The organism is Klebsiella sp. GB_Kp056 (assembly GCF_040064755.1).
Taxonomy (GTDB): domain Bacteria; phylum Pseudomonadota; class Gammaproteobacteria; order Enterobacterales; family Enterobacteriaceae; genus Klebsiella; species Klebsiella quasipneumoniae.
This window is the reverse complement of sequence record NZ_JBEAJA010000040.1, coordinates 50,124-76,326: the sequence shown is the minus strand read 5'-3', so window position 1 is coordinate 76,326 and position 26,203 is coordinate 50,124. Positions and strand designations below refer to the sequence as shown.

General features: G+C 55.6%; 26 protein-coding genes, 3 tRNA genes and 1 pseudogene. 9 read left to right on the top strand and 21 right to left on the bottom strand.

Annotation, left to right across the window (positions count from 1 at the left end; translation table 11 throughout):
• Positions 1 to 106: 106 nt before the first annotated feature.
• The 3 genes from araH to ABLV52_RS07255 are packed head-to-tail and all read right to left on the bottom strand — an operon-like array spanning position 107 to position 3,657.
• Positions 107 to 1,087 carry an L-arabinose ABC transporter permease AraH gene (gene araH / locus ABLV52_RS07265; protein WP_023290266.1) on the bottom strand — a complete coding sequence of 327 codons (981 nt, stop codon included), beginning with the start codon at positions 1,085 to 1,087 and terminating at the stop codon, positions 107 to 109.
• Between the two features lie 14 nt (positions 1,088 to 1,101).
• A complete protein-coding gene (gene araG, locus ABLV52_RS07260; RefSeq protein WP_032453398.1) occupies positions 1,102 to 2,616 on the bottom strand; it encodes an L-arabinose ABC transporter ATP-binding protein AraG in 1,515 nt (504 codons plus the stop codon).
• A gap of 60 nt (positions 2,617 to 2,676) precedes the next feature.
• Entirely contained in the window at positions 2,677 to 3,657 is a 981-nt protein-coding gene (locus ABLV52_RS07255) for an arabinose ABC transporter substrate-binding protein (protein ID WP_348890221.1), read from the bottom strand.
• A gap of 891 nt (positions 3,658 to 4,548) precedes the next feature.
• Between ABLV52_RS07255 and ABLV52_RS07250 the strand changes: the two genes are divergently transcribed.
• Positions 4,549 to 5,058 (top strand): non-heme ferritin-like protein, encoded by a 510-nt coding sequence (locus ABLV52_RS07250; protein WP_032453399.1) that lies wholly within the window; start codon positions 4,549 to 4,551, stop codon positions 5,056 to 5,058.
• 103 nt (positions 5,059 to 5,161) lie between these two features.
• Here the strand turns inward: ABLV52_RS07250 and ABLV52_RS07245 are convergent, their stop codons facing one another.
• On the bottom strand, positions 5,162 to 5,296 hold the full coding sequence (locus ABLV52_RS07245) for a succinate dehydrogenase (protein WP_348890220.1): 135 nt from the start codon (positions 5,294 to 5,296) through the stop codon (positions 5,162 to 5,164).
• A 65-nt stretch (positions 5,297 to 5,361) separates the two neighbouring features.
• Here ABLV52_RS07245 and ABLV52_RS07240 point away from each other — a divergent pair, with 65 nt between their 5' ends.
• On the top strand, positions 5,362 to 6,873 hold the full coding sequence (locus tag ABLV52_RS07240; RefSeq protein WP_032453400.1) for an MFS transporter: 1,512 nt from the start codon (positions 5,362 to 5,364) through the stop codon (positions 6,871 to 6,873).
• 37 nt (positions 6,874 to 6,910) lie between these two features.
• Here ABLV52_RS07240 and ABLV52_RS07235 read toward each other — a convergent pair whose 3' ends face one another.
• Positions 6,911 to 7,162 carry a DUF2766 family protein gene (locus tag ABLV52_RS07235; RefSeq protein WP_004203448.1) on the bottom strand — a complete coding sequence of 84 codons (252 nt, stop codon included), beginning with the start codon at positions 7,160 to 7,162 and terminating at the stop codon, positions 6,911 to 6,913.
• A 147-nt stretch (positions 7,163 to 7,309) separates the two neighbouring features.
• Here ABLV52_RS07235 and ABLV52_RS07230 point away from each other — a divergent pair, with 147 nt between their 5' ends.
• Positions 7,310 to 8,731 (top strand): MFS transporter, encoded by a 1,422-nt coding sequence (locus tag ABLV52_RS07230; RefSeq protein ID WP_348890219.1) that lies wholly within the window; start codon positions 7,310 to 7,312, stop codon positions 8,729 to 8,731.
• Between the two features lie 37 nt (positions 8,732 to 8,768).
• Here ABLV52_RS07230 and ABLV52_RS07225 read toward each other — a convergent pair whose 3' ends face one another.
• On the bottom strand, positions 8,769 to 9,407 hold the full coding sequence (locus ABLV52_RS07225) for an RpiB/LacA/LacB family sugar-phosphate isomerase (RefSeq protein WP_023290273.1): 639 nt from the start codon (positions 9,405 to 9,407) through the stop codon (positions 8,769 to 8,771).
• A 246-nt stretch (positions 9,408 to 9,653) separates the two neighbouring features.
• Between ABLV52_RS07225 and ABLV52_RS07220 the strand changes: the two are divergent.
• Both ABLV52_RS07220 and ftnA read left to right on the top strand, forming a co-directional pair.
• Positions 9,654 to 9,761, top strand: a pseudogene (locus ABLV52_RS07220) (hypothetical protein); the annotation flags it as partial.
• A gap of 57 nt (positions 9,762 to 9,818) precedes the next feature.
• Positions 9,819 to 10,316, top strand: coding sequence for a non-heme ferritin (gene ftnA, locus ABLV52_RS07215; protein ID WP_004203451.1), 498 nt, complete (start codon positions 9,819 to 9,821; stop codon positions 10,314 to 10,316).
• Between the two features lie 36 nt (positions 10,317 to 10,352).
• Here ftnA and ABLV52_RS07210 read toward each other — a convergent pair whose 3' ends face one another.
• Positions 10,353 to 10,592: a YecH family metal-binding protein gene (locus ABLV52_RS07210; protein ID WP_023290274.1), complete on the bottom strand. Its 240-nt coding sequence runs from the start codon at positions 10,590 to 10,592 to the stop codon at positions 10,353 to 10,355.
• A gap of 192 nt (positions 10,593 to 10,784) precedes the next feature.
• On the opposite strand from ABLV52_RS07210, the gene tyrP reads away from it, so the two are divergent.
• Positions 10,785 to 11,996, top strand: coding sequence for a tyrosine transporter TyrP (gene tyrP / locus ABLV52_RS07205; RefSeq protein WP_348890218.1), 1,212 nt, complete (start codon positions 10,785 to 10,787; stop codon positions 11,994 to 11,996).
• A gap of 25 nt (positions 11,997 to 12,021) precedes the next feature.
• Here the strand turns inward: tyrP and ABLV52_RS07200 are convergent, their stop codons facing one another.
• Together ABLV52_RS07200 and ABLV52_RS07195 are read right to left on the bottom strand one after the other, a co-directional pair.
• A complete protein-coding gene (locus ABLV52_RS07200; RefSeq protein WP_004203454.1) occupies positions 12,022 to 12,690 on the bottom strand; it encodes a YecA family protein in 669 nt (222 codons plus the stop codon).
• Positions 12,691 to 12,788: 98 nt separating this feature from the next.
• The gene (locus tag ABLV52_RS07195) at positions 12,789 to 13,670 is read right to left on the bottom strand and encodes a dihydrodipicolinate synthase family protein (RefSeq protein WP_348890217.1); all 882 of its coding nucleotides are present in this window, start codon (positions 13,668 to 13,670) and stop codon (positions 12,789 to 12,791) included.
• Between the two features lie 327 nt (positions 13,671 to 13,997).
• On the opposite strand from ABLV52_RS07195, the gene ABLV52_RS07190 reads away from it, so the two are divergent.
• A complete protein-coding gene (locus ABLV52_RS07190) occupies positions 13,998 to 14,888 on the top strand; it encodes a DUF1796 family putative cysteine peptidase (protein ID WP_348890216.1) in 891 nt (296 codons plus the stop codon).
• Between the two features lie 388 nt (positions 14,889 to 15,276).
• On the opposite strand, the gene ABLV52_RS07185 is transcribed toward ABLV52_RS07190, so the two are convergent.
• The 6 genes from ABLV52_RS07185 to uvrY form a co-directional block, all read right to left on the bottom strand.
• Positions 15,277 to 15,363 (bottom strand) — tRNA-Leu (locus tag ABLV52_RS07185).
• Positions 15,364 to 15,376: 13 nt separating this feature from the next.
• Positions 15,377 to 15,450 (bottom strand) — tRNA-Cys (locus tag ABLV52_RS07180).
• Positions 15,451 to 15,490: 40 nt separating this feature from the next.
• Positions 15,491 to 15,566 (bottom strand) — tRNA-Gly (locus tag ABLV52_RS07175).
• A 150-nt stretch (positions 15,567 to 15,716) separates the two neighbouring features.
• Positions 15,717 to 16,265, bottom strand: coding sequence for a CDP-diacylglycerol--glycerol-3-phosphate 3-phosphatidyltransferase (gene pgsA, locus ABLV52_RS07170; RefSeq protein WP_004141115.1), 549 nt, complete (start codon positions 16,263 to 16,265; stop codon positions 15,717 to 15,719).
• A gap of 57 nt (positions 16,266 to 16,322) precedes the next feature.
• A complete protein-coding gene (gene uvrC / locus ABLV52_RS07165) occupies positions 16,323 to 18,155 on the bottom strand; it encodes an excinuclease ABC subunit UvrC (RefSeq protein WP_348890215.1) in 1,833 nt (610 codons plus the stop codon).
• A complete protein-coding gene (uvrY, locus tag ABLV52_RS07160) occupies positions 18,152 to 18,808 on the bottom strand; it encodes a UvrY/SirA/GacA family response regulator transcription factor (protein WP_002911539.1) in 657 nt (218 codons plus the stop codon). The genes uvrC and uvrY overlap by 4 nt, the downstream gene beginning before the upstream one ends.
• A 461-nt stretch (positions 18,809 to 19,269) precedes the next feature.
• On the opposite strand from uvrY, the gene ABLV52_RS07155 reads away from it, so the two are divergent.
• Positions 19,270 to 19,494 carry a DUF2594 family protein gene (locus ABLV52_RS07155; RefSeq protein ID WP_032453405.1) on the top strand — a complete coding sequence of 75 codons (225 nt, stop codon included), beginning with the start codon at positions 19,270 to 19,272 and terminating at the stop codon, positions 19,492 to 19,494.
• A 67-nt stretch (positions 19,495 to 19,561) separates the two neighbouring features.
• On the opposite strand, the gene sdiA is transcribed toward ABLV52_RS07155, so the two are convergent.
• The 5 genes from sdiA to tcyJ all read right to left on the bottom strand — a co-directional run bounded on the left by sdiA (position 19,562) and on the right by tcyJ (position 23,913).
• Positions 19,562 to 20,284 (bottom strand): transcriptional regulator SdiA, encoded by a 723-nt coding sequence (gene sdiA, locus ABLV52_RS07150; protein WP_044524003.1) that lies wholly within the window; start codon positions 20,282 to 20,284, stop codon positions 19,562 to 19,564.
• A gap of 313 nt (positions 20,285 to 20,597) precedes the next feature.
• Positions 20,598 to 21,350, bottom strand: a complete 753-nt coding sequence (gene tcyN / locus ABLV52_RS07145; protein WP_004203465.1) for an L-cystine ABC transporter ATP-binding protein TcyN — start codon at positions 21,348 to 21,350, stop codon at positions 20,598 to 20,600.
• Entirely contained in the window at positions 21,347 to 22,015 is a 669-nt protein-coding gene (gene tcyL, locus ABLV52_RS07140) for a cystine ABC transporter permease (RefSeq protein WP_008804215.1), read from the bottom strand. The genes tcyN and tcyL overlap by 4 nt, the downstream gene beginning before the upstream one ends.
• Positions 22,016 to 22,030: 15 nt before the next feature.
• Positions 22,031 to 23,017 (bottom strand): D-cysteine desulfhydrase, encoded by a 987-nt coding sequence (dcyD, locus tag ABLV52_RS07135; RefSeq protein WP_044524005.1) that lies wholly within the window; start codon positions 23,015 to 23,017, stop codon positions 22,031 to 22,033.
• 95 nt (positions 23,018 to 23,112) lie between these two features.
• Positions 23,113 to 23,913 carry a cystine ABC transporter substrate-binding protein gene (gene tcyJ, locus ABLV52_RS07130; protein WP_004203468.1) on the bottom strand — a complete coding sequence of 267 codons (801 nt, stop codon included), beginning with the start codon at positions 23,911 to 23,913 and terminating at the stop codon, positions 23,113 to 23,115.
• Positions 23,914 to 24,113: 200 nt separating this feature from the next.
• Between tcyJ and amyA the strand changes: the two genes are divergently transcribed.
• Positions 24,114 to 25,601: an alpha-amylase gene (gene amyA, locus ABLV52_RS07125; RefSeq protein ID WP_086075592.1), complete on the top strand. Its 1,488-nt coding sequence runs from the start codon at positions 24,114 to 24,116 to the stop codon at positions 25,599 to 25,601.
• 41 nt (positions 25,602 to 25,642) lie between these two features.
• Here the strand turns inward: amyA and yedD are convergent, their stop codons facing one another.
• The gene (yedD, locus tag ABLV52_RS07120; RefSeq protein WP_072413406.1) at positions 25,643 to 26,077 is read right to left on the bottom strand and encodes a lipoprotein YedD; all 435 of its coding nucleotides are present in this window, start codon (positions 26,075 to 26,077) and stop codon (positions 25,643 to 25,645) included.
• Between the last annotated feature and the right edge of the window lie 126 nt (positions 26,078 to 26,203).

Genomic DNA, 26,203 nt, shown 5'->3' with positions numbered 1-26,203 from the left:
ATGTAAGTATAGACAGTGTGACCAACCTCGCCATTTTTGATAGTTACCGCCAGCGAAACGGGCGCTGGCGGTAATTACTCTGTAGACTTAAAAGTTATGCCTGAAATCAGGCCGCACGTTTGGCTTTTTGTTTGTAGCGGTCAAAAATTACCGCCGCCAGCAGGATGACCCCGCGCACGACGTATTGTGAGAACGGCGAGATGTTCAGCAGGTTCATCGCGTTCTCCACGGTCCCGAGGATCAGGATCCCGGCCACCACGTAGGAGATCTTGCCGATCCCGCCCTTCAGCGATACCCCGCCCAGCACACAGGCCGAAATAACAATCAGCTCATAGCCAATCGAGGTCATCGGCTGGCCGCTGGTCATCCGCGACGCCAGGATAATTCCCGCCGCGGCCGATACCAGACCGGAGAGCACAAAGATAATAATCTTGGTGCGCACCACCGGAACACCGGCCAGACGCGCCGCCTCTTCATTGCCGCCTATAGCCAGCGTATTACGGCCAAAGGTGGTTTTGTTTAGTAATAATCCGAAAACCACCAGGCAGGCGACCGTCAGCCAGATCGGCGCCGGCAGACCAAACCAGTTGGCGTAACCGAGGGTGAAGAAGCGTTCATCTTCGATCCCCACCGCTTTACCGTCGGAGATAATGTAGGCCAGACCGCGGACAATCTGCATAGTGGCCAGCGTGGTGATCAGGGCGTTGATCTTCAGGCGGGCAATGACAAAGCCGTTGACCAGGCCACTGATCGCCCCCAGCAGCAGACCGGCGGCAATCCCCAGCCACAGGCTTTCGCTCAGGTTAATCACCACCGCGGTAGTGACCCCGGCACAGGCGATAACCGACGCCACCGACAGGTCGAAATCGCCGGAGGCCAGGCAGAAGAGCATACCGCAGGCCACCATCCCGGACATCGAGATCGCCAGCCCCAGCCCCTTCATATTGACGAATGAGGCAAAGTTAGGCACAAAAATTACGCAGCCGATAAACAGCACCGCAAACACCACCAGCATGCCAAACTGATCCCAGATACGGGCAAAGCTAAAGGCAGAGCGGGTAGCGCCGGACGTAGTCACTGATGACATCATTTACTCCTTACTCAGGCGACAGCCTGACTCACTTTTGGCATCGCAAGGCTTAACGCCTGCTGTTCATTGGCTTCTTCATGCAGCAGTTCGCCGGCGACTTGCCCTTCACGCATCACCACGATGCGGTCAGCGACGCCCAGCACTTCCGGCAGGTCGCTGGAGGCAAATACCACGGCGACACCGGAGGCGGCGAGGCCATATATCACGTTGTAAATTTCATGTTTGGCGCCGACATCGATACCGCGGGTGGGCTCATCGAGCAGGATCACCTTCATCTCTTCCGACAGCCAGCGGCCCAGGATCGCTTTCTGCTGGTTGCCGCCAGACAGGTTCATGATCAGCTGTTCCGGGCCCGGCGTTTTAATGTTTAACGACTGGATATGTTGATCGGCGTTGTCCGCCTCCCAGGCGTTGTTGATCAGGCACCCGGCGTGGATATGCTTGCGCCGGGCGCTGATATTGATGTTGTCGCGCACGGAGTGAACCGGAATAATCCCCTCCGCTTTCCGATCTTCCGGGCACAGCATCATCCCGGCCTGGATGGCCTGGGCCGGTTTGCGTATGTCGACGGGCTGGCCATCGATATACACCTGACCGCCGGTGATCCGCGTCCCGCCGAACAGACCTTTCATCAGTTCGCTGCGCCCGGCGCCCACCAGCCCAAACAGGCCGACGATTTCGCCACTGCGCACCGAGAGGCTGACCGGCGTGCGTACGCCCGGGGCCTTCACCTCCTCCAGACGCAGCCGCTCTTCGCCGTAGGGGCGAGGTTTCCAGCCGTAAATATCCCCCAGATTGCGTCCCACCATCGCCTGAACCAGCGCGTCGTGGCTGACGCTCGGCATATCGTCAAAGGTGCAGACGTAGCGGCCATCTTTAAAGACGGTGATGGCATCGCTGAGGGCAAAAATTTCTTCCATCCGGTGTGAAACATAGATGATGACGCGCCCCTCCTCCCGTAGCTCGCGGATAACGCGAAACAGGTTGTCGATCTCCCGGGCGGAGAGCGAACTGGTCGGTTCATCGAAGGCGATAATTTTGGCGTTACGCGCCAGCGCTTTGGCAATCTCCACCATCTGCCACTGGCCAATGGAGAGATACTTCAGCGGCGTCTCCGGGTCGATATCCAGCCCCAGATGCTCAAGCTGCAGGCGGGCCTCGTAGTTGAGCAGCGAGCGGTTGACGATGCCGCCTCTGTGCGGCAGCTGGCCAAGATAGATATTTTCGGCGACGGTCATCTCCGGGATCAGATGCAGTTCCTGATAGATAATCGCCACGCCGGCGTTGAGCGCCGCCATCGTATTGGTGAACGCCATCTGCTGACCGCCGATCTGCAGGTGGCCCGCGGTGGGGATGTAGTTACCGCTGAGGATTTTCAGCAGCGTCGATTTGCCTGCGCCATTTTCGCCCATCAGCGCGTGGATCTGTCCTGGGTAGCAGTCAAAACTGATATCGGACAAGGCCTTTACGCCAGGGAACGTCATGGTGATGCCGCGAAATGAGAGATAAGGGGTAGACTGTTGCATAACGACTCCGCTCTTCTGCACTCAGCCCCCGCCGCGGCGGGGGCCAGTTCAACCGGGCTGTTACAGCCCTTTTTTCGCCAGCTCTTCTTTGAAGTTATCGCGGGTAATCAGCACCACATCGGTCACCGCAGTGAACTTCGGCGGCTCAACGCCCTTGGTGACCCAGTTGTAGAGCATTTCGCTGGTTTTATAGCCATGAATATCCGGGCTTGGCAGCAGGGAGCCATAGAAACCGGTCGGCTGCGCCTTCGACAGTTCGTTGACGGCATCCACGCCGTTGATGCCAATGCCAATCACATCCGGCGCTTTAAAGCCCTGGCCTTCAGTGGCACGCACGCCGCCGAGCACGGTGTTGTCGTTCATCCCAACGATCAGCCAGTGTTTAACCTGCGGGTGCTGGACCAGCATTGAGTTACCGGCGTCAAACGCCCCCGGGATATCGTTAGATTTTGTCGGAACGCGGTAGATTTGCGCTTCCGGGAAACCGGCCACCTTCAGGGCGTCGATGGAGCCAGTGGTACGACGGCGGGCGGTGTCCAGCTCATCGGCGGTGATGGCCATCACCGCGGTGTCTTTAATATCCCAGCCGCGTTTCTGCATCTCTTTATACAGCTCCTGCCCCTGGCGGGCGCCGATTTCGCTGGCCGCCATCATCACCAGCGGCACGCTCTCCATCGGTTTACCTTTGGCGTTGACGAACTGGTCATCGACGGTAATCACCTTCATGTCATAGCCGCGCGCCTTAGCGACAATCGCCGAGCCGAGCTTAGGATCGGGGGTACAGATGACAAAGCCCTTCGCGCCGCTGGCCGCCAGGCTATCGATGGCGTTCAGGGTTTTCTCACCATCCGGCACCGCAATTTTAATGACGTCAAAGCCTAAATCTTTTCCTGCTTTATCAGCAAATTTCCACTCGGTCTGGAACCATGGCTCTTCCGGCTGTTTCACCAGAAAACCCAATTTCAGGTTTTCCGCCATAGCTGATTGTGACATAACCGCTGCGAGACCAATGGCCGCCAGCGCTTTAGTAAATTTGTGCATGGTAAACTCCAGCTTTAATTCGCTTTCATGTAGGGAAAAATCGGAATTAACTTTTTTATCAGCATCAAAACAAGGCATTAGAAAAATCACATTCCCTACTGCCGTTGTTAGAGTAGTAATACCCGGAAATTATTTCTCCATACGAGAGCATTATCACATCGCGGAATTACAGTAATTGCGTACATAGATTTAGCAAAAAAAGACATAAAAAAAGACATAATTGTCATACAATTTAACCGGCGAATAGCAGGATCATCTATACCACCAGCAGGGTTATCCCTGTGATGTCAGAGGGTGTTTAACAGAGGGTTACGGCACTGTTATATCCAGCGGCTAACGGGGTCGCAGCGGCGGTCAACTGCCTGCCAGCGCTGAAGATCAGCAGACGCGCGTCGCCAGTCCGGCATCGGCCGTTTTATATCGCGATAAAACGGATCTTTTGCGTAATTTATTCCGAATTGAAAAAAGATATTCCCGCTACATAAAAAAGCCTGCAACAAAAAATAAAAATAATTATCATCACCATGAAACATTGCTCTCTGAAATAACTTATAGCTTTGCGTTATACGACGAATCTCGTAGTCAAATACCTATAACTTATACCTGGCACACCGCGCTAGCGCCCCGGTCTACGCCGCCAATCTCCAGCCAGTCGTCATTCAGGAATAATCGTGTAACAAAACGTAAATTATCCATCTTGAGAGTTTTCTTAATTCCATTCAGCGAGTATTCTAAAATTGTCGGCAAGAGGAAAAATTACCCGACTCATACGGAATGTGTAGAGTTTTATTATTCTGCAACAGTGCAGCGCGCCACTCTTTTATCCTGTTGTTTACCGCAGGAACCGCTGACGCGCACCAGTAACCCTTCCCGGTTAATAAGGATATTTTTATGGCAGTTCCAGGAATGGCACAAAAGCTAAACACCCAGATGAACCTTGAGTTCCACGCCTCTAACGTTTACCTGAACTTAAGCGAGTGGTGCGCCCGGCATCGCTTCGACGGCGCCGCGACATTTTTGCGCAACCGCGCGCAATGCAGCATCACCCTCACCATGCGCGTATTTGACTATCTGAAAAAAGCCGGCAGCTGGCCGATAGTGAATCCCGACCGCGCCTGTAATCCCGAATGTACCTCGCTGGAAGATCTCTTTACCCAAACCCTGGTCGATTACCGCCAGCGTAGCAGTATGCTGAGCGGTCTCGCCGAGGAAGCCAAAGCGCAGAGCGATGACAACACCTGGCGTTTTCTGACCCGGCTGGCGGAAGAGCAGCAGCAGGATGGGCTGCTGCTGCAAAGCGTGCTCGAGGAAATTCGCAATGCCGACAAAGCCGGGATCGGTATGGAACAGACCGATCGCCGTCTGATGGCCCTCGTCGGAGCGTCACAGAAACCCCATTAATCAGAGGTGTCGGGCCTTTTTCGGCCGATCAGGGGGAGCGCGTTCGCGCTGCCCCGCCCTGTTTATTAATCCGTTATCGCTATACTCCCCTGCCATTTATTCCTCAAAAGAATAAAAAAGTTTTAACTCGATCCCATTCCCTCGTCGCCGTTACCCCTTTGGGGGGATTAGTGAGCGCGGTCACTTTTTGTTGAGCCACAAAGAAATATAAAAACAGTGTTTCAAAAATATAAAACACGAGGTTTATTTTTTATGGCTCGATACACGGCTTCAGCCTCTGAAGGGCTGCAGGGAAGACCGATCTTGTTACGCCATCAGTTAGCCTACGGCGGCGGTAATCTGTTAGGGAGTGGCGCACTGGCGATAAGCGGGGCATGGCTACTCTATTTTTATACGACCTTTTGCGGCCTGACGCTGATCGAGGCCTCATTTATCTTCTCCGTCGCCAGCATCATCGACGCCATCAGCAACCCGCTGATGGGCTATCTGACGGATAACTTTGGCAAAACGCGGTTAGGCAAGCGCTTTGGCCGTCGGCGCTTCTTTTTGCTGATCGGCATTCCGCTGATGCTGTTCTACCCGCTGCTGTGGGTAGAGGGCCTGAGTTTCTGGTACTACCTGTGCACCTACGTGGTGTTTGAGATCATCTACACCTCCATCATGGTGCCCTATGAAACGCTGGCGACAGAGATGACCGATGATTTCTCGCTACGCTCAAAGCTCACCGGCTATAAAGCCATCTTCGGCAAGCTGGCCAACTTCCTCGCCGCGTTTATTCCCGGACAGTTCATTCTGCTGTACGGCAAAGATTCCGCCACCCCTTTCTTCCTCACCGGGCTGACCTACGGCGCGATCCTGATCGTCGCGATTACCTGCCTGTGGCTGTGCAGCTGGGAGCGCGAGCGTGCGGAAGCCGTGGATACCAGCGCGAAAAAGGGGCTGCTGAGCACCCTGCTGTCGCTGGCGAAAGACATGCGTTCCACCTTTTATCTGCGCGTGTTCCGCAAACATCTCGGTATGTACCTGTGCGGGTTTGGCGCGGAATGGCTGTTTGCCTCCATCTTCACCTATTTCGTGATATTCGTTCTGCAGCACGATCCGGCAATGGTGGCCGGGCTGAACAGCCTGAACTCGATTCTGCAGCTGATCTCCACCGCGCTGTTTATCGGCCTGTGTGTGAAAAAGGGCTTCAGCAAACCCTATATCCTCGCGCTGGGGATCGTGATTTTCGCAGTCCTGCTGTATACCTCGCTGTGGTTCTTCCATCTGCCGTCAGGCCTGGCGACCGTGCTGATGTTCGGTATTACCGTGCTGTTCGGCCTGGGGACCGGCGGGGTTTACTATATTCCCTGGACCGTTTACACCTTCCTCGCCGATGTCGACGAGATCTACACCGGACGCCGCCGGGAAGGGATCTATGCCGGCGCCATGACCTTCTCAGGGAAAATTCTGCGCTCGATTGTGGTGTTTTCGATGGGGGCCATCCTGAGCTTTTACGGTTTCCAGTCAAAAGCGCACAGCCAACCGGAAAGCGCCGTGACCGCCATCGCGGTGGTATTCTGCGTCGGTGTCGTCGCCTTAGCCCTGGCCGCCATCGTCTTCAGTAAGCAGATGAAACTGGACCGTAAAGCCCATCTGGTGGTCCTGCAGGAAGTCGCGCGGATTAAAGCGGGCGGTAAAATCAGTGATATTGCGCCGGAGGTGCGGGCAATCGTTGAGGATCTGGTTGGCCATCGCTACGAAGAGTGCTGGGGCAACAGCAAATTGTTTAAAACCGCTGAGGCTGCGCCAACGCAGACCGTGGTTTCCCATTAAAGGAAAAGGCCCCGTCGGTCACCCGCGGGGCCGGTTATTAATGCGTTTCTTCCTGCGGGGTAAACTTCAGCTCAATAAGGGCAATCGCTTTTTGCACCGCGCGAAGCGTCACCGGATCGGCAGAGGCCGGGTGGCTGGCGAAGTCAATGGCTTTCAGCTGGCTGGTCATTTTTTCACGCACTTCCACCGGCGCGATGACGTCAATCACGTCGAGGATCTGCTTGATAACCAGCTGGCAGGCAACCACATCGGAAACCAGCTCGTCGTGTTCGGTAAGATGTTGAGACATTAATTACTCCTTTTTTCAGGAGCGTAATAGTACCCTAAATCGTTAACGATAATAAAACCTGCCGTGGCAGGTTTTTTTCGCCACCCGAGTGGCTGGCGGCACCTTTGCTGCCGCTTTGCCGAGGATCCCCTTGATGGCAGCGACAACATGAATACCGCGATCTCTTCCGGGAACGAACGTGCTTTTTCAGCCCCGGCGCTGCTGGTGGCTGGCGCCTTTTTTATGGAGTTTCTCGACGGGACGGTGATCGCTACCGCCCTGCCCGACATGGCGAGAGATTTTGGCGTTACCGCCGTCGAGCTGAATATCGGCATCAGCGCCTATCTGATTACCCTCGCGGTGCTGATCCCCGCCAGCGGCTGGATCGCCGATCGCTTCGGCGCCCGGGCTATCTTCACCCTCGCCCTGGCCATTTTTACCCTTGCTTCGATCTTTTGCGGCCTCTCCAGCGAGATGCATATCTTTGTCGCCATGCGTATCCTGCAGGGGATCGGCGGCGCGCTGATGGTCCCCGTCGGTCGTCTGGCGGTACTGCGCACCACGCCGAAACATCTGCTGATAAAGGCCATCGCTACCCTCACCTGGCCGGCGCTGGTGGCCCCTATTATCGGCCCGCCTTTGGGAGGCTTTATTACCCGCTACGCCAGCTGGCACTGGATCTTCTTTATCAATGTCCCACTGGGCGTCGCGGCGATTATCCTGTCGTTGCGCATCATTCCTGATATCCGCGAAGCAGAGCGGCGCGCCTTTGATATAACAGGGTTTATCACGACCGCGGTGGCGATGGTCAGCCTAGTCACGGCGATGGAACGGCTCGGCGATCGTCAGCCGCAGATCTGGCCGACGCTGGCCCTCGCCGCGCTTGGCTTCGGCTGTCTGGCGTATGCTATCCGCCACTTCCGCCGGGCGACAGCGCCTATGGTTCGTCTGACGGCGTTGCAGGTGCCGACGTTCCGCGTGACGATGTACGGCGGCTCGCTGTTCCGGGCCTCCATCAGCGCGGTCCCCTTTCTCCTGCCGCTGCTGTTTCAGGTGGGGTTCGGCATGGATCCCTTTCACTCCGGTCTGCTGGTGCTGGCGGTATTTGTCGGCAATTTAACGATTAAACCCGCCACCACGCCGCTGATCCGCTGGCTGGGTTTTCGTCGCCTGCTGTTGATCAACGGCGCGCTGAACGTCTGTTCGCTGCTGGCCTGCGCGCTGCTCACGCCGCAAACTCCGGTCTGGGCGATCATGCTGATCCTTTATCTCGGCGGGGTGTTTCGCTCAGTCCAGTTCACGGGCGTGAGCACGCTGGCCTTTGCCGATGTCCCCGCCGCGCAGATGAGCGATGCCAATACTCTGTTCAGTACCGCGTCGCAGCTGGCGGTGGGGCTGGGGATCACGCTTGGGGCAATCGGCATTCGCCTGGGTGAACAGGTCGGCGACTGGCTGCGCCTTTCCGCTGTACCGGGGATCAGCTTTCGCCTGGCGTTTGTGTTTATCGCGGTGATCTGTCTGGTGGGGATGATCGACAGCCTGCATCTGGCCAAAACGGCAGGCAGCAGCGTGTCGGCGAAGAAATCGTAGAGGATGGAAGGGCCAGCGGCGCTGGCCCTGATAACGATTACCCGACGATCTGGCGGACAAACGCTTCGATCGCTTTATCCTGGCAGTTTTCGAAGAAGCACTGCTGGAAGCGAGGGCCAGAGACCGCGGTTTTCACCAGTTCCGGATCGATGGCGCGCAGGGTATCGAGATAATTTTCTTTGACTACCGCCGCTTTGACCTGATTGAGGATCCCGGCATTACGCACCTGCGGTTCTTTGCGCTCCGGCGGATAGCCTTCGCCGTTACGACCGGTAAAGGCTTTTTCAAAGATAAACCGCACGTTCAGCTCGGCGCCCCAGCCGAAACCTTTGGCAAACGGCAGCGACAGCGCGTTACCGTTGTTGATCTGGGCAAACAGGAACGCATCCGCCGGGTCGATACAGTAGCCGCAGACCACGCCAGGATGGATGTTCAGCGACATCAGCGCTCCCTGGCCGGTACCGCATCCGGTGACCACGAAGTCGACCGCCTTCGAATTCAGCAGGATGCTGGCCATGATCCCGAGGTGAATATAGGTCAGATGATGATCGTTCTCATCGCTCATACCGACGTTATAGACCGGAAATCCTTTTTCGTCGGCAACCGCGTTAAGCTCCTTGAGGATGATGGCGTTTTTGTTCGCCTGGCTGTTCTCCATCATCAGTGCAATCTTCATGGTTTACTCTCCTGAATGCTGTGCGGGCCTGCCCGCAGAATGTCATTGGCGTTGACTGCACTCTACTACCTGGAAAACAAACTTTCAAATTTTATGAAAAGTTGTTTTAAAAAATTACGCATCGCTTCACACTTTCGCCGCCTCTGCCGCTCAGGTTAGCGTGTCGCCTCCTCATCAGGACGACTCCGCCTGGCGCTCCCCGCCTCGCAATCCGCAGAGACAGTCATTTCGCCTCCGCAAAAAACTAATAATAAATTAAAACCATTCTCATTTATTATTAAACTGCCAATGCGTGTTATTCCCATTAGCATTTTAAATAAAATCTTTTTAAATTTACTTTTTGCAAATAATTAAATAACAAATTATAGTGGCAGCCGATAACATCTATATTTTAATTCCAGGAGCGCGACGATGCTGAAAACGGAAATGATCGACAAACTGAATGAACAGATGAATCTTGAACTCTATTCTTCTCTTCTTTATCAGCAGATGAGCGCCTGGTGCAGTTACCATAGTTTTGAAGGGGCTGCGGCCTTCCTGCGTCGCCATGCCCAGGAAGAGATGACCCATATGCAGCGCCTGTTCGACTACCTGACCGACACCGGCAGCCTGCCGCGCATCAACGCTATCGCCTCCCCGTTTGCCGAGTATGCGTCACTGGATGAACTGTTCCGCCAGACCTATGAGCACGAGCAGTTGATCACGCAAAAAATTAATGAACTGGCGCACGCGGCTATGACCAGTCAGGATTACCCGACCTTTAATTTCCTGCAGTGGTATGTCGCCGAACAGCATGAAGAAGAGAAATTATTTAAATCGGTAATTGATAAACTGACCCTCGCCGGGAAAAGCGGTGAAGGTCTGTACTTTATCGACAAAGAGCTGGCCACCCTCGATACGCAGAATTAATTGCCCGCGCCGCGACGCTTCTCCGTCGCGGCATTTTCAATGCTGACAAATCTTGTTTTCTGCGGTGGTAAATCCTGCCTCTCTGGCAATAAATTTGCCTTTCTGCTCTAAAAACGCCACCAGCTCCGCAGCGCTCAGATTTTCCGCCGAACAGGTGTGAAAGCGCGCCTCTGCGCCAAAGCGACGGTGAATGGCCGCCTCCAGCGAAGCCACCGTCCAGCACTCCTTCGACGCCAGCATCATCTGCAGCACTTCATGACCATGAATAGAAGACATAACCCCTCCGGAAAAAAACGCCAGCTTAGGCCAGACCGACGGCCCGCGCCTTGCGCCAGCGCAGGCTTTCATCCTTTCGACCTTGTAAAGTTTTAATTACAGAGCTTGTAACCCTGATTTGACGAAAGACGCAATATCCCCTACTCTGCGCGGCATAAATTATTGTGATTTGCTGTAGGGATAGCGAAAAGCGTGAAGAACCGCACTCTGGGCAGTATTTTAATCGTAGCCGGCACCACAATCGGTGCAGGTATGTTGGCGATGCCATTGGCCGCCGCAGGCGTCGGCTTTACCGTCACGCTGGGTTTACTTTTCACCCTGTGGGCATTGATGTGCTATACCGCCCTTTTGCTGCTGGAAGTCTACCAGCATGTCCCTGCCGATATGGGGCTCGGTTCCCTGGCGGCGCGCTATCTGGGCCGTTATGGACAATGGATCACCGGGTTCTGCATGCTGTTTCTGCTGTACGCCCTCACGGCGGCCTACATCAGTGGCGCCGGCGAATTACTCGCTTCCAGCCTCAACCAGTGGCTGGACTGGCAGCTGCCGCCGGCTGCCGGCGTACTGTTCTTCTCCCTGCTCGGCGGGGCGGTGGTGTGCATTGGCACCGCGCTGGTCGACCTGTTCAATCGCTTCCTGTTTAGCGCCAAAATCGTCTTCCTGGTGATTATGCTGGCTCTGCTGATGCCGCACATTCATCAGGTGAACCTGCTCACGCTGCCGGTTGAGCAAGGCCTGGCGCTGTCGGCCATTCCGGTGATCTTTACCTCTTTTGGCTTTCACGGCAGCGTGCCGAGCGTCGTCAGCTATCTGGGGGGCGATATCCGTAAGCTGCGCCGGGTGTTTATTATCGGCAGTTTTATTCCGCTGGTGGCCTATATTTTCTGGCAGCTGGCGACGCTGGGCAGTATCGACGCTCCGGCCTTTACCGCCCTGCTGGCGCAACATGCCGGTCTGAACGGTCTGCTGGAGGCGATCCGCGAAGTGGTAGCGTCACCGCACGTGGAGCTGGCCGTACACCTGTTTGCCGACCTTGCGCTGGCGACCTCCTTCCTCGGCGTCTCGCTCGGGCTGTTTGATTATCTGGCCGATATGTTTCAGCGCAAAAACAGCGTCAGCGGGCGTCTGCAGAGCGGGATGATCACCTTTCTGCCGCCGCTGGCGTTCGCCCTGTTCTATCCCCGCGGCTTCGTCATGGCCCTGGGCTACGCCGGGGTGGCGTTGGCCGTGCTGGCCCTGATGTTACCGGCCATGCTGGTCATGAAGAGCCGCCGACTGCATCCGCAGGCGGCCTGGCGGGTGGCCGGCGGCGCCCCGGCGCTGTGGCTGGTCCTGCTGTGCGGGATCGGCATCGTAGCGATCCAGTTCTGCATCGTCGCCGGGCTGTTACCGGCGGTGGGATAAAAAAAGGGGCCAGCTGGCCCCTTTTTCATTTCGCTAAGCAACACTGCTTATATTTTTTACCGCTGCCGCACGGACAGGGATCGTTACGTCCGACTTTCGTCTCATTTCTTACCGGCTGCGGGACCACCTCCGGCTGCGGATTCGCCATCCAGTACTGGTAAAGCGCCAGCGCCGCCGGGGTGATGCGCTCGATGCTGGCGATAAATTCATCCGCCGTCAGATTATCCAGCGCGGAAAACTGTTCTTCGCTACCGTGGAGCGCAATCGCCTCCAGCTCAGGCTGAAGTTCAGCAGGCAGCGTCGACCAGTCGCTCAGCGCCACGCCGCGCAGATAGCCAAAACACCACTCTTCAACGATGGTCAGCTCCTGACCTTCCGCTTCACGGGTGCCGAACAGCGGTTCGAACTGATCGGGATAAGACTCCAGCCGTTCGGCGATATCGCTCATATGCTGCAGCGTCAGATTGACAAAGCGATCGCGCTCGCGGTCGTTGGCCCAGCGTGGCACATTATCGGCACCCCCCCAGATAGCCAGCAGCCACTGGGCGGGTTCGATAGCGGTGGGCGCCGAGAGGATCGCCGTCAACAGGCCATCCAGTTCAGAGACATCCAGAATAGCGCCTTCGGTGGCGTATTTCGCCAGCGTCTCGTCCAGCCATTCCAGTTCGTTTTCGTTTAAAGGTCCGGTATTCATTCACAGGCTCGCATGGTAAAAATCGGGCCTACAGTAGCTGAAATGCCGGCAGAAAGCCACCCGGCAGCGCCCATTGCGCCTGCGTCGACCCGACACAATCAGGCCAGCCCGTGCAGCGCCGCCGCCACGTCGCGACAGGCCTCCTCCCCTAACGGCAGCAAGGGGCGGGGAAGCGAGTCAGGATCACACAATCCCAGAATGGCCGCAGCGGCGGCGACCACCCGCAGGCTGCCGCCGTAGCGGTCAAAGCACCGCCAGAGGGGCGCAAGTTGCTTATTCAGCGCCGCCACCTGTGCCGCATCGCCGTGACGGATAGCTTTCACCAGCGCCAGAGAGATACGTGGAAAGAGGCCGCCGCAGACCGAGTACCAGACCTCGCAGCCGGCCTGCAAGCCCGCTGTCGCGCGAACGTCACCGCTAACGCCAAGCGTCACGCCGCCAGGCAGATGACGACGCAGAGCCGCCACCCGTTCGCTCGCCTGCGGCGCGGGCAGACCGGGAATTTTTATCGAGGCGATGGCCGGTAAGGCAGCAATCTGCCCCTGCAGCTCATCCGATAACGTCACGTGGGTGGTACGGGGGTTGTCATACAGGCAAACCGGCACCGAGGCATGCCGGCAGACCTCCTCGTAAAAAGCGTAGATCTCCTCCGCAAAGAGCGGCTGATAGGACATCATCGGCAGGAGCAATGCATCCGCCCCGGCCTGCTGGGCATCCTCCACCAGCCGGAGCACCTCGCTGGTGGCGATGGCGCCGACGCCGATCATTATCGGGGTCGACCCGGCATGCGCCTTCGCCACCTGCACCACCCGCTTGCGCTGTTCACGACTGAGATAGGCGTAGCTGCCGGTTGAGCCTAAGATGCCCAGGGAGTCGACTCTGGCATCGGTAAGACGAGCAAGAAGACGAATAAACGCTTTTTCATCGATAGTTTGCTGATGCAGCGGCGTCAGCGGAAATGCGCAAAGCCCTGTGAACATGATGCCTCCGACAGGCTGGATGAAGTGTCCGGACGATAGTAGCAGGGAGAGATCGTTTTGTCCTGGGTCAAATGAGCGATTGCCGGTGACAATGGATTGTTTCCCACCACGTGGTGATCCCGTTCGCGAGATTGCCGCCGTCAGCCCAGTCATCGATAGCCACCAGATTCTGCCGAGGATATTCAACGACGCCGTGCCCTGCAGTCGCTATTTTTTGCTGGATTGCCAATCTTAAATCAACTTGTCATAATCCCGCGCAATTTATATGGCCATATATTTAAGCAGCAATTAAATAAAGCAACACTATGGCTTCATAGCGGATAAAAAATGGCAGATGACATCCAGAAAAAATATCTCAAAATATTGTTAATAAAGTCTACGTATAAAACATTACTGGGTCGCCCCGCAGATCCTGACGGTCTTAAAAATTATTACGATGCAATTTCTGACAAGTCGCTTGCAGAATCAGCACAACGTCTTAACGCATCGCTGATCAATAGTGACGAGTTCAAGGGATTAACACCATCCAGAATGGCATTCGAGAATGTATGTATCCCGCCACATCCTGTATCAGGGATTGAAACTCAAGGACAATGGGCTGTGAAGCACATTGTGTCATTAGGAAGCCATTGTTTAACGTCGTGGACACTGAAAAAATTTAATCTGAATAAAACCTCTCTGCCTTTTGACTGGATTTTTACCTGTCCCGCGATGGTCATCGATTGCCTGAGGGACGATTTTCAGACTTTTTTAGACAAAAACGAATATAGCTCATTAAATCGCCAGTCCAAAGAACCCGGCGCCCACCACAATAAATATAAAGAAAAATATAACCTGAATGATATCTTCACCCATCGCGCTCCCACCACCCCAGCCGATTATGCGTATTACCTCCGCGCAGTAAAGAGATTCAGGAACATATTAAAAAGCGCGGATGGCAAGCTTTTTGTCATTTGCTGCAGAGAAGAGATCGACCTTGCCAAGGCGCTCCCGGCATTAGTCGCTGAACTTGCTCAGCACACGACGAACTTTTATCTGTTAGCTTTTTCACTGCGGAAACCCTCTCACCTTCAGCTGGAGAGCATCGCGTCCGGGGAGAATTATTCGCTATATCGTTTTACCCCTGAGTCTGAAGAAAGATTTACCGGCAAATTCCCCTCGCTTACGGATGAGATGGTATTTATATCGAAAGTACTTTCTTTCAACCTCGAACTGTAGAGACGGTTTCAACGCCGGTTCGCTGTGTACCCGCTTGCCTCCCCCTGCTGGCCTGGGGGAGCGAGATCGACCCGATCGTCTAATCCCCCACCCGTTAAGCCTATTATCCGCCGCGACCCGGACCGGCTTCACTACGGTAAGCCTCTACGCCAGAGGTCTGTGCCGATCACAGACCATGACTTCAGGCCTCTCCTTGCCCGGAGTCAGAACGGCATCCCGTATCATCAGGCGCAGGCTTAGCCAGTGACAATATTTCGGGTGCAGGACAAGGTGGAGAAGAAAAACAGGATGACATGTCGTGATAAAGCGGGATTTAAAAACAAAAAAACCACCCGTAGGTGGTTTCACGACACTGCTTATTGCTTTGATTATTCTGCTTTTATCCCAATGGTACCCGGAGTGGGACTTGAACCCACACAGCGCGAACGCCGAGGGATTTTAAATCCCTTGTGTCTACCGATTCCACCATCCGGGCTCGGGATATAAAGTGGAGGCGCGTTCCGGAGTCGAACCGGACTAGACGGATTTGCAATCCGCTACATAACCGCTTTGCTAACGCGCCTTTAATTCTGAAGCACCCGCTACTGCCGATGCTGTTAATCTGGAGCGGGAAACGAGACTCGAACTCGCGACCCCGACCTTGGCAAGGTCGTGCTCTACCAACTGAGCTATTCCCGCATCATCAAGTTATTTGCTAATCACTTGATTTTGTTATCGTCTGGAAGACTGTGCCGCCGTTCGATGCGTTGCATTCTACTTATCTCTCGCGGTGAGTCAACGGTATTTTTCGCAACTTTGCATCGTTTGCTGAAAATAACGGCGAAACGATCACTGATCAAGCAAATCGCCGCGCGCCGCGTTCAAATATTGCAGCATCGACCACAGCGTCAGCACCGCCGCCACGAGGAAAAGCGCGATCCCGGCCCATTCCACCCACGGATAAGGACGCCACAGCATCCACACCAGGGCAGTCATCTGTGCGGTGGTTTTCACTTTGCCAATCCACGAGACCGCCACGCTGCTGCGTTTACCCAGCTCCGCCATCCACTCGCGCAGCGCGGAGATAATAATTTCACGGGCAATCATCGTCGCCGCCGGCAGCGTAACCCACCAGGTGTGATAGTGCTCAGCGACCAGCACCATGGCGATAGCCACCATGACTTTATCGGCCACCGGATCGAGGAAGGCGCCGAACCGGGTACTCTGGTTCCAGCGACGGGCGAGGAAACCATCAAACCAGTCGGTCACGGCGGCAACAAAGAAAATCAGCGCGCAGGCAAACGGCGCCCAGCTAAAAGGCAGATAAAACGCCAGCACAAAGAACGGGATCAGGATGACGCGGAACAGAGTAAGCAACGTAGGGATATTAAATTGCATAGTGACGGGTAACTATCTGTTGTAAGTAAAAATTAGCCCTATGTTGCTACAGAGCCCCTAATGTTTCAACGAGTAGAAGATCTTTTCTGCCAGAGCGTGAGAGATGCCCGGTACTTTGGCAATTTCTTCGACGCTGGCCTGCTGCAGCCCCTGCAGCCCCCCCATGTACTTCAGCAGCATCTGGCGACGCTTCGGCCCCACCCCTTCGATAGTCTCAAGCGAGCTGGTGTTCTTCACTTTCGCCCGTTTTTTGCGATGTCCGGAGATTGCATGATCGTGCGATTCATCGCGGATATGCTGGATCACGTGCAGGGCCGGCGAATCCGGCGGCAGGCTAAACCCCTCGCCCTCTGGTTCAAAGAATAACGTTTCCAGGCCAGCTTTACGATCGCTACCTTTCGCCACGCCCAGCAGCAGCGGATGATGTTTATCCCAGGGGACGTCCAGCTCGGCAAACACCGCTTTCGCCTGCGCCAGCTGCCCCTTGCCGCCGTCTATCAGGATCACATCCGGAATCTTGATGTCATCAATCGCTTTACCATAGCGACGGCGCAGGACCTGATTCATCGCCGCATAGTCATCGCCCGGGGTGATGCCGGCGATATTGTAGCGCCGGTACTCCGCGCGCAGGGGGCCATTGCTGTCAAATACCACGCAGGAGGCGACGGTCTGTTCGCCCATGGTGTGGCTGATATCAAAGCACTCCATCCGCTTCACGGCCGGCAGCTCCAGCACGGAGGCCAGCGCCTGCAGACGCTGATGAATGGTCGATTGCTGAGACAATTTCGTGGTTAACGCCGTGGCGGCATTGGTGCGCGCCAGCTTAAGGTAACGCGCCCGGTCGCCGCGCGGTTTAGTCTGCACATGAATTCGGCGCCCCGCCAGCTCCGACAACGACTCGGCCAGCAGCGTCTTATCCCCGAGGTTGAAGTCGAGCAAAATCTCTCCCGGCAGCGTGCGCATCTGGCTGCCCTGCAGATAGAACTGGCCGACAAAGGTCTCCACGACCTCGCCCAGCTCGGTGCCGCCCGGCACTTTCGGGAAGTAGCTGCGGCTGCCCAGCACTTTTCCCTGGCGGATAAACAGCACATGGACACAGGCCATTCCGGCATCGAAAGCAACCCCGATCACGTCAAGATCGTCGCCGGTGTTAGAGACAAACTGTTTCTCCGTCACGCGGCGGACGGCCTGAATCTGGTCGCGAATGCGCGCCGCCTCTTCGAACTCGAGGTTCTGACTCGCCTTCTCCATCCTCGCGATGAGCTGAGTCAGCACCTGATCATCTTTGCCGGCGAGAAACAGCCGCACATACTCCACCTGCTGAGCATACTCGTCTTCACTGACCAGCCCCGCCACGCACGGCCCCAGGCAGCGGCCAATCTGATACTGTAGACAGGGACGGGAGCGATTGCGGTAGACGCTGTTTTCACACTGACGGATGGGAAAGATTTTCTGCAGCAGCGCCAGGGTCTCGCGCACGGCATAGCCGTTGGGAAAAGGACCAAAATACTCGCCCTTCGCATGTTTGGCGCCACGATGCATCGCCAGACGCGGATGGGTATCGCCGCTGAGGAAGATAAAAGGATACGACTTATCGTCGCGCAACAGCACGTTGTACCGCGGCTGGTACAGCTTGATATAGTTGTGTTCAAGCAGCAGCGCTTCCGTCTCGGTATGGGTGACGGTCACGTCGATTTGCGCGATCAGCGCCACCAGCGCTTCCGTTTTACGCGACGCGAGGTTGCTGCGGAAGTAGCTGCTGAGCCGCTTTTTCAAATCTTTGGCTTTGCCAACATAGATGACGGTTCCGCCAGCATCATACATCCGATACACACCGGGCTGGCTGGTTACCGTTTTCAGGAAAGCTTTTGCGTCAAAAACATCACTCACTGGCTTGCTAACGACTCCGCATTACACAGGCCATGGCGAATTGCCAGGTGGGTCAGCTCGACATCGCCATGAATGTTCAATTTGCTGAACATCCGATAGCGATAGCTGTTAACCGTTTTAGGACTCAGATTCAGCTGCTCTGAGATCTCATTCACCTTCTGACCTTTGGTGATCATCAGCATAATCTGCAATTCGCGTTCAGACAAACTGGCAAACGGCGATTCTGTTTTTTCCGGTTCAATCTGACTTAACGCCATTTGCTGAGCAATATCGGAGGCAATGTAACGTTGCCCGGACGCGACGCAGCGAATCGCATTCACCACTTCCTGTGGCGCAGCGCCCTTACTGAGATACCCTGCCGCCCCTGCCTGCATGACCTTGGCAGGTAAAGGATTCTCGGTATGCACGGTCAACATGATCACTTTCGTGCCCGCTACCGAGCGCGCGATTTTGCGCGTCGCTTCCAGACCACCGATCCCGGGCATGTTCATGTCCATCAGGACGACATCAGCGGAATTAGCCCGGCACCACTTGACGGCGTCTTCGCCGCAGCAGGCTTCGCCAGCGACTTTAATCCCTTTTATATCTTCCAGAATGCGTCGTATCCCTGCGCGCACCAGTTCGTGGTCATCAACAAGAAGAACGTTGATCAAAGGAATAATCTCCAGAATGAGGGATAACGCTACTGATACTTTATCTCCCACATATTACCGGGTTTTATTGCTAATTTAAAAGGCAAAAAAATGCCGTCCCCTCGATTTGGCTCTCATTTATGGCAATGTCTGTGCACACTGAGTGGAAAGTCATTGCGAACAATCAGTTGCCCGGGGCTTATTTTTTAACAATCCTCATACAGAAGGCACAAAAAACACAACAGATTACGTAGCGCATAAATACGAGGCAAAATATGTAACAATTATTAACGTGCTAAATAATTGGGGGAAATTATTGCGCTGCTGACAGCTATTACGTCTTATCTGATGCATAAAATCATTCACAACTCAGATGAGAGAACAGAAATTAAGCACTCCTTTTTTTTCTGTCGCTTGTGGTATACTGCGCGGCCTTCACATTCAGACAGGCGCAATAGCGCAGCGAGCAAACGAGGATATCGATGAGCACACCAGATTTTTCCACTGCAGAAAATAATCAAGAACTGGCGCAGGAAGTCACCTGCCTGAAAGCGCTGATGACGCTAATGCTGCAGGCGATGGGTCAGGCAGACGCGGGTCGCGTGATTATTAAAATGGAAAAGCAGATCGCGCAGATGGAAGATGAGGCTCAGGCCGCCGTATTCTCCAGCACCGTTAAGCAAATTAAACAAGCATACCGGCAGTAATCTTGTACCGGCTGAAAGTATGACTGACAGCCGGTATCACGTCTGGCACGCAGAACGGCAGGCGCATTCAGATTAGCCCTGTCGCCACGGCGTAACAGGCAATTTGCGTTTTATTCGGCGCGTTAAATTTCCGTTGCATATTCTTCTGATGGAAATTAACCGTATTTTCCGAAATCGAGAGAATCATCGCCACCTCCGCCGAGGTCTTTCCTTCCGCGGTCCATTTGAGGATCTCCAGTTCGCGCCGGCTGAACTTCATCTCCGGCGGCATCACCATCTCATCTTCCAGACGCAAGAGCGTCAAAAGGCTCAACTCCGTCAGCGTTCGCAGGCGCAGCTCCAGTTCATCATCAGGATAAGCGTTCGGCAAACGGTTGTTCGCGGAGACGGAGAGAAAACCCTGAGCATGATTCGGCAACGTCAGACACTGTGTCACCCCTTTTTGCAAACCATGGTCGCGCGCCCCGTCCCATAATGCCTGCGCATCGCGAAACAGCCCATCTTCCCATGGCAGATGGCCACGCATAAAATTCTCCGGGCGTAACACGGGATCTATCGTGAAATAATTCTCTGCCTGGTAATGAGACATCCATGCGCGGGGATAGGTCGACTGAAACGTGACGCGGGGGCGAGTGAAAGGCACCGGGTGACGCACACAAAGCGTGTAGTAATCATATTCCAGCGTTTCTGTTTCTCGTTGCAGGAGATTATAAACCTCCTCACCGGCGGCCATGGACTGAAATTGATGCAGCATATCCCGCCGCCAGCTGAAAAAATCATTGTCCCTCATAGCTGTGCAAATAACTCCTGATTGATAATCATTATTATAAATACAGAAAACTAACACATAAATCTTATTTATATGTATAAAATATCGTAGCTGTCGCATTTATTAGCCTGAAGGCTTGCCTTTTTTCCGCTCGCTGCGCTGAAACTAAGGCCCTCCCTTCATTTTCTACACCCTACACGGGGGGATGGGAAGCGGTGTATACGGCCAGGGGAGTCAATAGCACGAAAATGTGATGATGGGGCGTTCCCCCGGCGTGGAAGCGGGCTGAACGCGGTGGCCCTCGCGATGGAGCGCCGCCGCGCCAGCGCCTGCTCTACTGCATCAGGAATTTTTCGAGGAACTGGCGGGTACGCGGTTGCTGAGGCGAGGCGAACAGCGCTTTGGCCTCGCCTTGTTCAACGATGCGTCCCTGATCCATAAAAATCGCCCGATCGGCAACGTCGCGAGCGAAGCTCATTTCATGGGTCACGATAACCATGGTGCGTTTCTCCTGCGCCAGCTGGCGGATGGTATTGAGCACCTCCCCTACCAGCTCAGGATCAAGGGCCGAGGTCGGTTCATCAAACAGGATCACGTCCGGACGCATGGCCAGCGCGCGAGCAATGGCGACCCGCTGCTGCTGACCGCCGGAGAGGCGGCGCGGATAGCTGTTCTCTTTGCCGCTGAGGCCTACCTTCGCCAGCAGATCGCGCGCCCGCGCCATCGACTCCTGCTTGTCTTCGCCTTTTACGATGACCGGCCCTTCAATAATGTTCTCCAGTACCGTCCGGTGGGGAAACAGGTTAAAGTTCTGGAAGACAAAACCAACGTGCTGGCGCAGCCGCCGAATAAGCCCTTTTTGCGGCCCGAGGCTGCGACCGGCGTCGATCGTCACATCGCCGACGCGGATAGTGCCACTCTCCGGTTGCTCCAGCAGATTAATGCTGCGCAGCAGAGTAGTCTTCCCCGAGCCGCTGGGACCGATGATCGCCACCACTTCGCCTTCCTGTACCTCCAGGTCGATACCGTGGAGAACCGTCTGGCCATGGAATTTTTTCACCAGGCTTTTTACTTCAATCGCACTCATTTCGGATCACGCTCCTGGCGGTTCAGCTGGTTTTCAAAATAGTTCTGCAGCGAGGAGAGTACCGTCGCCATCACCCAGTAGATCAGAGAGGCTGCCAGATACATGGTGAAGACCTCCAGCGTACGCGAGGTGATAAGCTGCGCCTGACGGAACAGCTCCGGCACCTGGATCGTCGCCGCCAGCGAGGTATCTTTTACCAGGCTGATAAAACTGTTAGAGAGCGGCGGCAAAGCGACCCGCGCCGCCTGGGGTAAAATAGCCCGACGCATTGTCTGCCACGGGGTCATACCGATACTGGCCGCCGCTTCCCATTGCCCTTTGTCAATCGAGGCGATGGCCGCGCGCAGGGTTTCCGCCGCGTAGGCCGCCGTGTTCAGCGACAGGCCGATCATCGCCGCCGGGATCGGGTCAAGTTCAATGCCAAATTGCGGCAAACCGTAGTAGATCATGAACAGCTGGGCGATAAGGGGTGTCCCGCGAAAAATGGAGATATACATGCGCGCCAGCCATTTTACCGGCCAGAGGGGCGACATGCGCATCAGCGCCAGGATAAAGCCCAGCACCAGGCCGAAAAACATCCCGCCAATGCTCAGCTGCAGCGTAAAGACGGCGCCTTTCAGCAGAAAAGGCGCGGAATCGATGACCAGTTGGATACTTTCTTGCATGCTGTGGTTTCTATATTAGACGTGAGGATGATAGGCAAACAGCGCCGGCGCTCCGCCGGTATGGACGAACAAAATCGGCCCTTCATCCTTAAAGCGCTTCTGCGTAATGCCATCGATAAGTCCGGCCATCGCTTTGCCGGTATAGACCGGGTCAAGCAAAATACCTTCCAGTTGCGCCAGCAGCTTCACGGCGGCCATCCCTTCCTCGTTTGGCGTCCCGTAGCCCGGTGCAAAGTAATCATCCCACAGGATGATGTCGGCTTTCGCCTGCAGCTCAAGGCTGTTGGCCACGGCCTGCTGCAGCGCCACCACTTTCGGCAACTGGTCGGCAACAGCGCGCGACACCGTCACCCCGATCAGTTCCGCCTGCGGCATCAGCTGTTCAAGGCCGACCGCCAGTCCGGCATGGGTGCCAGCGCTCCCGGAGGCGACCACCACCGACGAAATCTCCACTGCGTCTTCGCACTGCTGGGCGATTTCCAGCGCGCTTTCTACATAGCCTAGCGCCCCAAGGGCGTTAGAGCCGCCGACCGGAATGACATACGGGCGGTACCCCTGCGCTTCGATACGGGTCGCCAGCTCGTCGAGCTGGGCTGCGGGATCGGTCAGGGCATCGCACATCTCAATCTGGGTATTAAACAGATCCAGCAGCAGGCGGTTGCCATTGCTCAGATAGTTCTCCGCCCGGGTGCCGATGGGATTTTCCAGCAGCGCTACGCAGTGCAGGCCCAGTTTGGCGGCGACCGCCGCCGTCTGGCGCACATGGTTAGACTGGATCGCGCCGGCGGTGATTAACGTATCCGCCCCTTCGCGCAGCGCATCGGCGGCGAGAAACTCCAGCTTACGCAGTTTGTTGCCCCCCATCGCCAGCGGCGTCGTATCATCACGTTTGATAAAAATTTCGCGCCCGAGGTGATCGGACAGACGCGGAAGATACTCCAGCGGCGTCGGCGCGCCGATCAGTTCCAGACGCGGAAAGCGGGTTAAATTTTGCAGTGACATGGCCCCTCCTGACTCAGTTATGCTTCATTATGCACACAGTTACGCGCTAAATAAAAAAAGGCGCTTCCAGGAGCGCCTTTTTTCACCGCTGGCCGTTATTTTGTCACGTCAGCGCCAAACCATTTCTCGGACAGCGCCTTCAGGCTGCCATCTTTCTGCATATCCGCAATCGCGCCATCTACCGCTTTCAGCAGGTCATCGTTGCCTTTACGCAGCGCAACGCCAGCTTCCTGACGGGAGAACGCTTCGCCGGTGACCGCCAGCGTATTGTTGGTTTTCTTCACCAGATCCAGCGCCGCCAGACGGTCAACCAGAATGGCGTCAATACGGCCTACGCGCAGATCCTGGTATTTGGTCGGGTCGTCGTCATAGGTGCGGACATCCACGCCCTGGACGTTCTGACGCAGCCACTCTTCATAGTTAGTGCCCAGCCCGACGCCCACTTTCTTGCCTTTCAGATCCGCCGCGGTTTTAATCGCGCCTTCGTTGCCTTTCTTCACCAGCGCCTGCACACCGGAGATCGTGTACGGGGTAGAGAAATCGTATTTCTTCTTACGCTCATCGGAGATAGTGACCTGGTTAATCACCACGTCAATGCGTTTGGAGTCCAGCGAGGCCAGCATACCGTCCCACTTGGTCGGTTTGAGGTCGGCCTTCACGCCCAGATGTTTCGCCAGCTCGTTGGCGAACTCCACTTCAAAGCCGGTCAGCTTGCCGTCATCGCCCTGGAAGCTAAAGGGAGGATAGGTGCCTTCGAGGCCCACGCGCAGCGTGCCGCGCTCTTTAATCTGATTGAGCAGGTTTTCCGCCGCAAAAGTTTTCACGCTAACGCCAGCCATCAAAACAACGGCCATTGCGCCCATCAGCGCCTGACGACCCAGAAGTGCTAATTTCATAGATACCCCGAAGATTAGGATTTTCCTGTAGTGTAAGGCGCTTAACGGCCCGACACCAACATCGTTACGCTACATCTTATGCAAATTTATTATATATGATCCGCTTTAGGGTATAGCGAAATTCAGGGCTTTCCTCACCCGTTTTGCGGGATATCTCCCATACTGCAAAGGTCAGCCTGTTGACGTCTGGAGCATGGAAGATGAAAAACCCCACCTTGTTGCAATGTTTTCACTGGTACTACCCCGCCGGCGGCGAACTGTGGCGTGAAGTCGAAGCGCTGGCCCCCAGTCTTAACGAAATCGGCATCAATATGGTCTGGTTGCCACCCGCCTACAAAGGCGCCTCGGGCGGTTATTCCGTCGGCTATGACACCTACGATCTCTTCGACCTCGGCGAGTTTGATCAAAAAGGTTCTGTCGCCACCAAATATGGCGATAAAACCCAACTGCTGGCGGCGGTTAACGCCCTGAAGGAGCACGACATCGCCGTGCTGCTGGACGTGGTAGTGAACCATAAAATGGGCGCCGATGAAAAAGAGGCCTTGCGCGTACAGCGCGTCGATGAGCAGGATCGCACGCAAATTGACGAGACCATCTTAGAGTGCGAGGCATGGACTCGCTATACCTTCCCGGTGCGCGCCGGACAGTATTCGCAGTTTGTTTGGGACTACAAGTGTTTTAGCGGCATTGACCACATCGAGAATCCGACGGAAGACGGTGTATTTAAAATCGTCAACGACTACACCGGCGAAGGCTGGAATGAGCAGGTCGATGATGAGCTTGGCAACTTCGACTACCTGATGGGCGCCAATATCGATTTTCGTAATCACGCCGTCACCGAAGAGATCAAATACTGGGCGCGCTGGGTGATGGAGCAGACCGGCTGCGACGGTTTTCGTCTTGACGCCGTAAAGCATATCCCCGCCTGGTTTTACAAAGCGTGGATCGAACATGTTCAGGAGGTGGCCCCGCAGCCGCTGTTTATTGTCGCGGAATACTGGTCCCATGAAGTGGAAAAGCTCCAGCAGTATATCGACCTCGTCGAGGGCAAGACGATGCTGTTCGATGCCCCGCTGCAGATGAAATTTCATGAAGCGTCCCGCCAGGGGCGCGATTACGACATGAGCCAGATTTTCAGCGGGACGCTGGTGGAAGCCGACCCCTTCCATGCCGTCACCCTGGTCACCAACCATGATACCCAGCCGCTGCAGGCGCTCGAGGCGCCGGTTGAGCCATGGTTTAAACCGCTGGCCTATGCGCTGATCCTGTTGCGTGAAAATGGCGTGCCCTCGGTCTTCTATGCCGATCTCTTCGGCGCTTCCTATGAAGATACCGGCGGCGACGGACAAACCTACGCCATAGAAATGCCCGTCATCGAGCAGCTACACGAACTAATCGACGCCCGTCAGCGCTTTGCCCACGGCGTGCAGACTCTCTGGTTCGATCACCCCAACTGCATTGCCTTCAGCCGCAGCGGCACCGACGAGGATCCCGGCTGCGTGGTGGTGATGTCCAATGGTGATGAGGGAGAAAAGACCCTGACGCTGGGCGAGAACTATGGCAACAAACGCTGGCGGGATTTCCTGGGCAACCGGGAAGAGATTGTCGAAACCGACGACGAAGGCTGCGCAACCTTTACCTGTAACGGGGGAAGCGTCAGCGTGTGGGTGCTGGAGGCGGTGCTGTAGTCATCTGACGCCGGACGGGCCAGCAGTGGCCCGCCGGAACCTTAGCGCGCGGTGGTCGGCGCGCTGACCGGAGCGGCCGCACGCGCTTTAGCCCACGCCTTCTCGCACTCCGGGGTGAGACGTTCAACGCGGGTCAACGTCATACGATCGTAGGAAAGGGTGTTGCCCTCGCGCTCGATCGGGTAGATATCCAGGGAAGCGGTCACGTTGTAGATATCGCTATCGCGGTTCATCAGTTTCCCCGGCTGGGCGATCACACGCTGCCACTGGCGGCAGTCGAAGGTGTCCCCTTCTTTGGTGACGATCAGGCTGGCGATGGCGTCCGGACTCATCATCTCGCTCTGCGGCCCTTTCGTCTGCCAGTAGCCTTCCAGGCCTGCCGGCGCTGGCGCTTTAACAACCTCTTCGTAACGATCAACCTGCACGCATCCGGCCAGCGCCAGCACCATGCCAGCAAAAACTAACTGTTTCATCATTCATCCCACAAGCTGATAAAAAAGTATTGTGGCATTAAAGCGTTGAGCCTTCCACCCCCGCCGCAGGCGGAGAAGCCGGGCAAAACACGGCCAGGCATCGCAGCCTTCATTTGAAATAAGGAAATT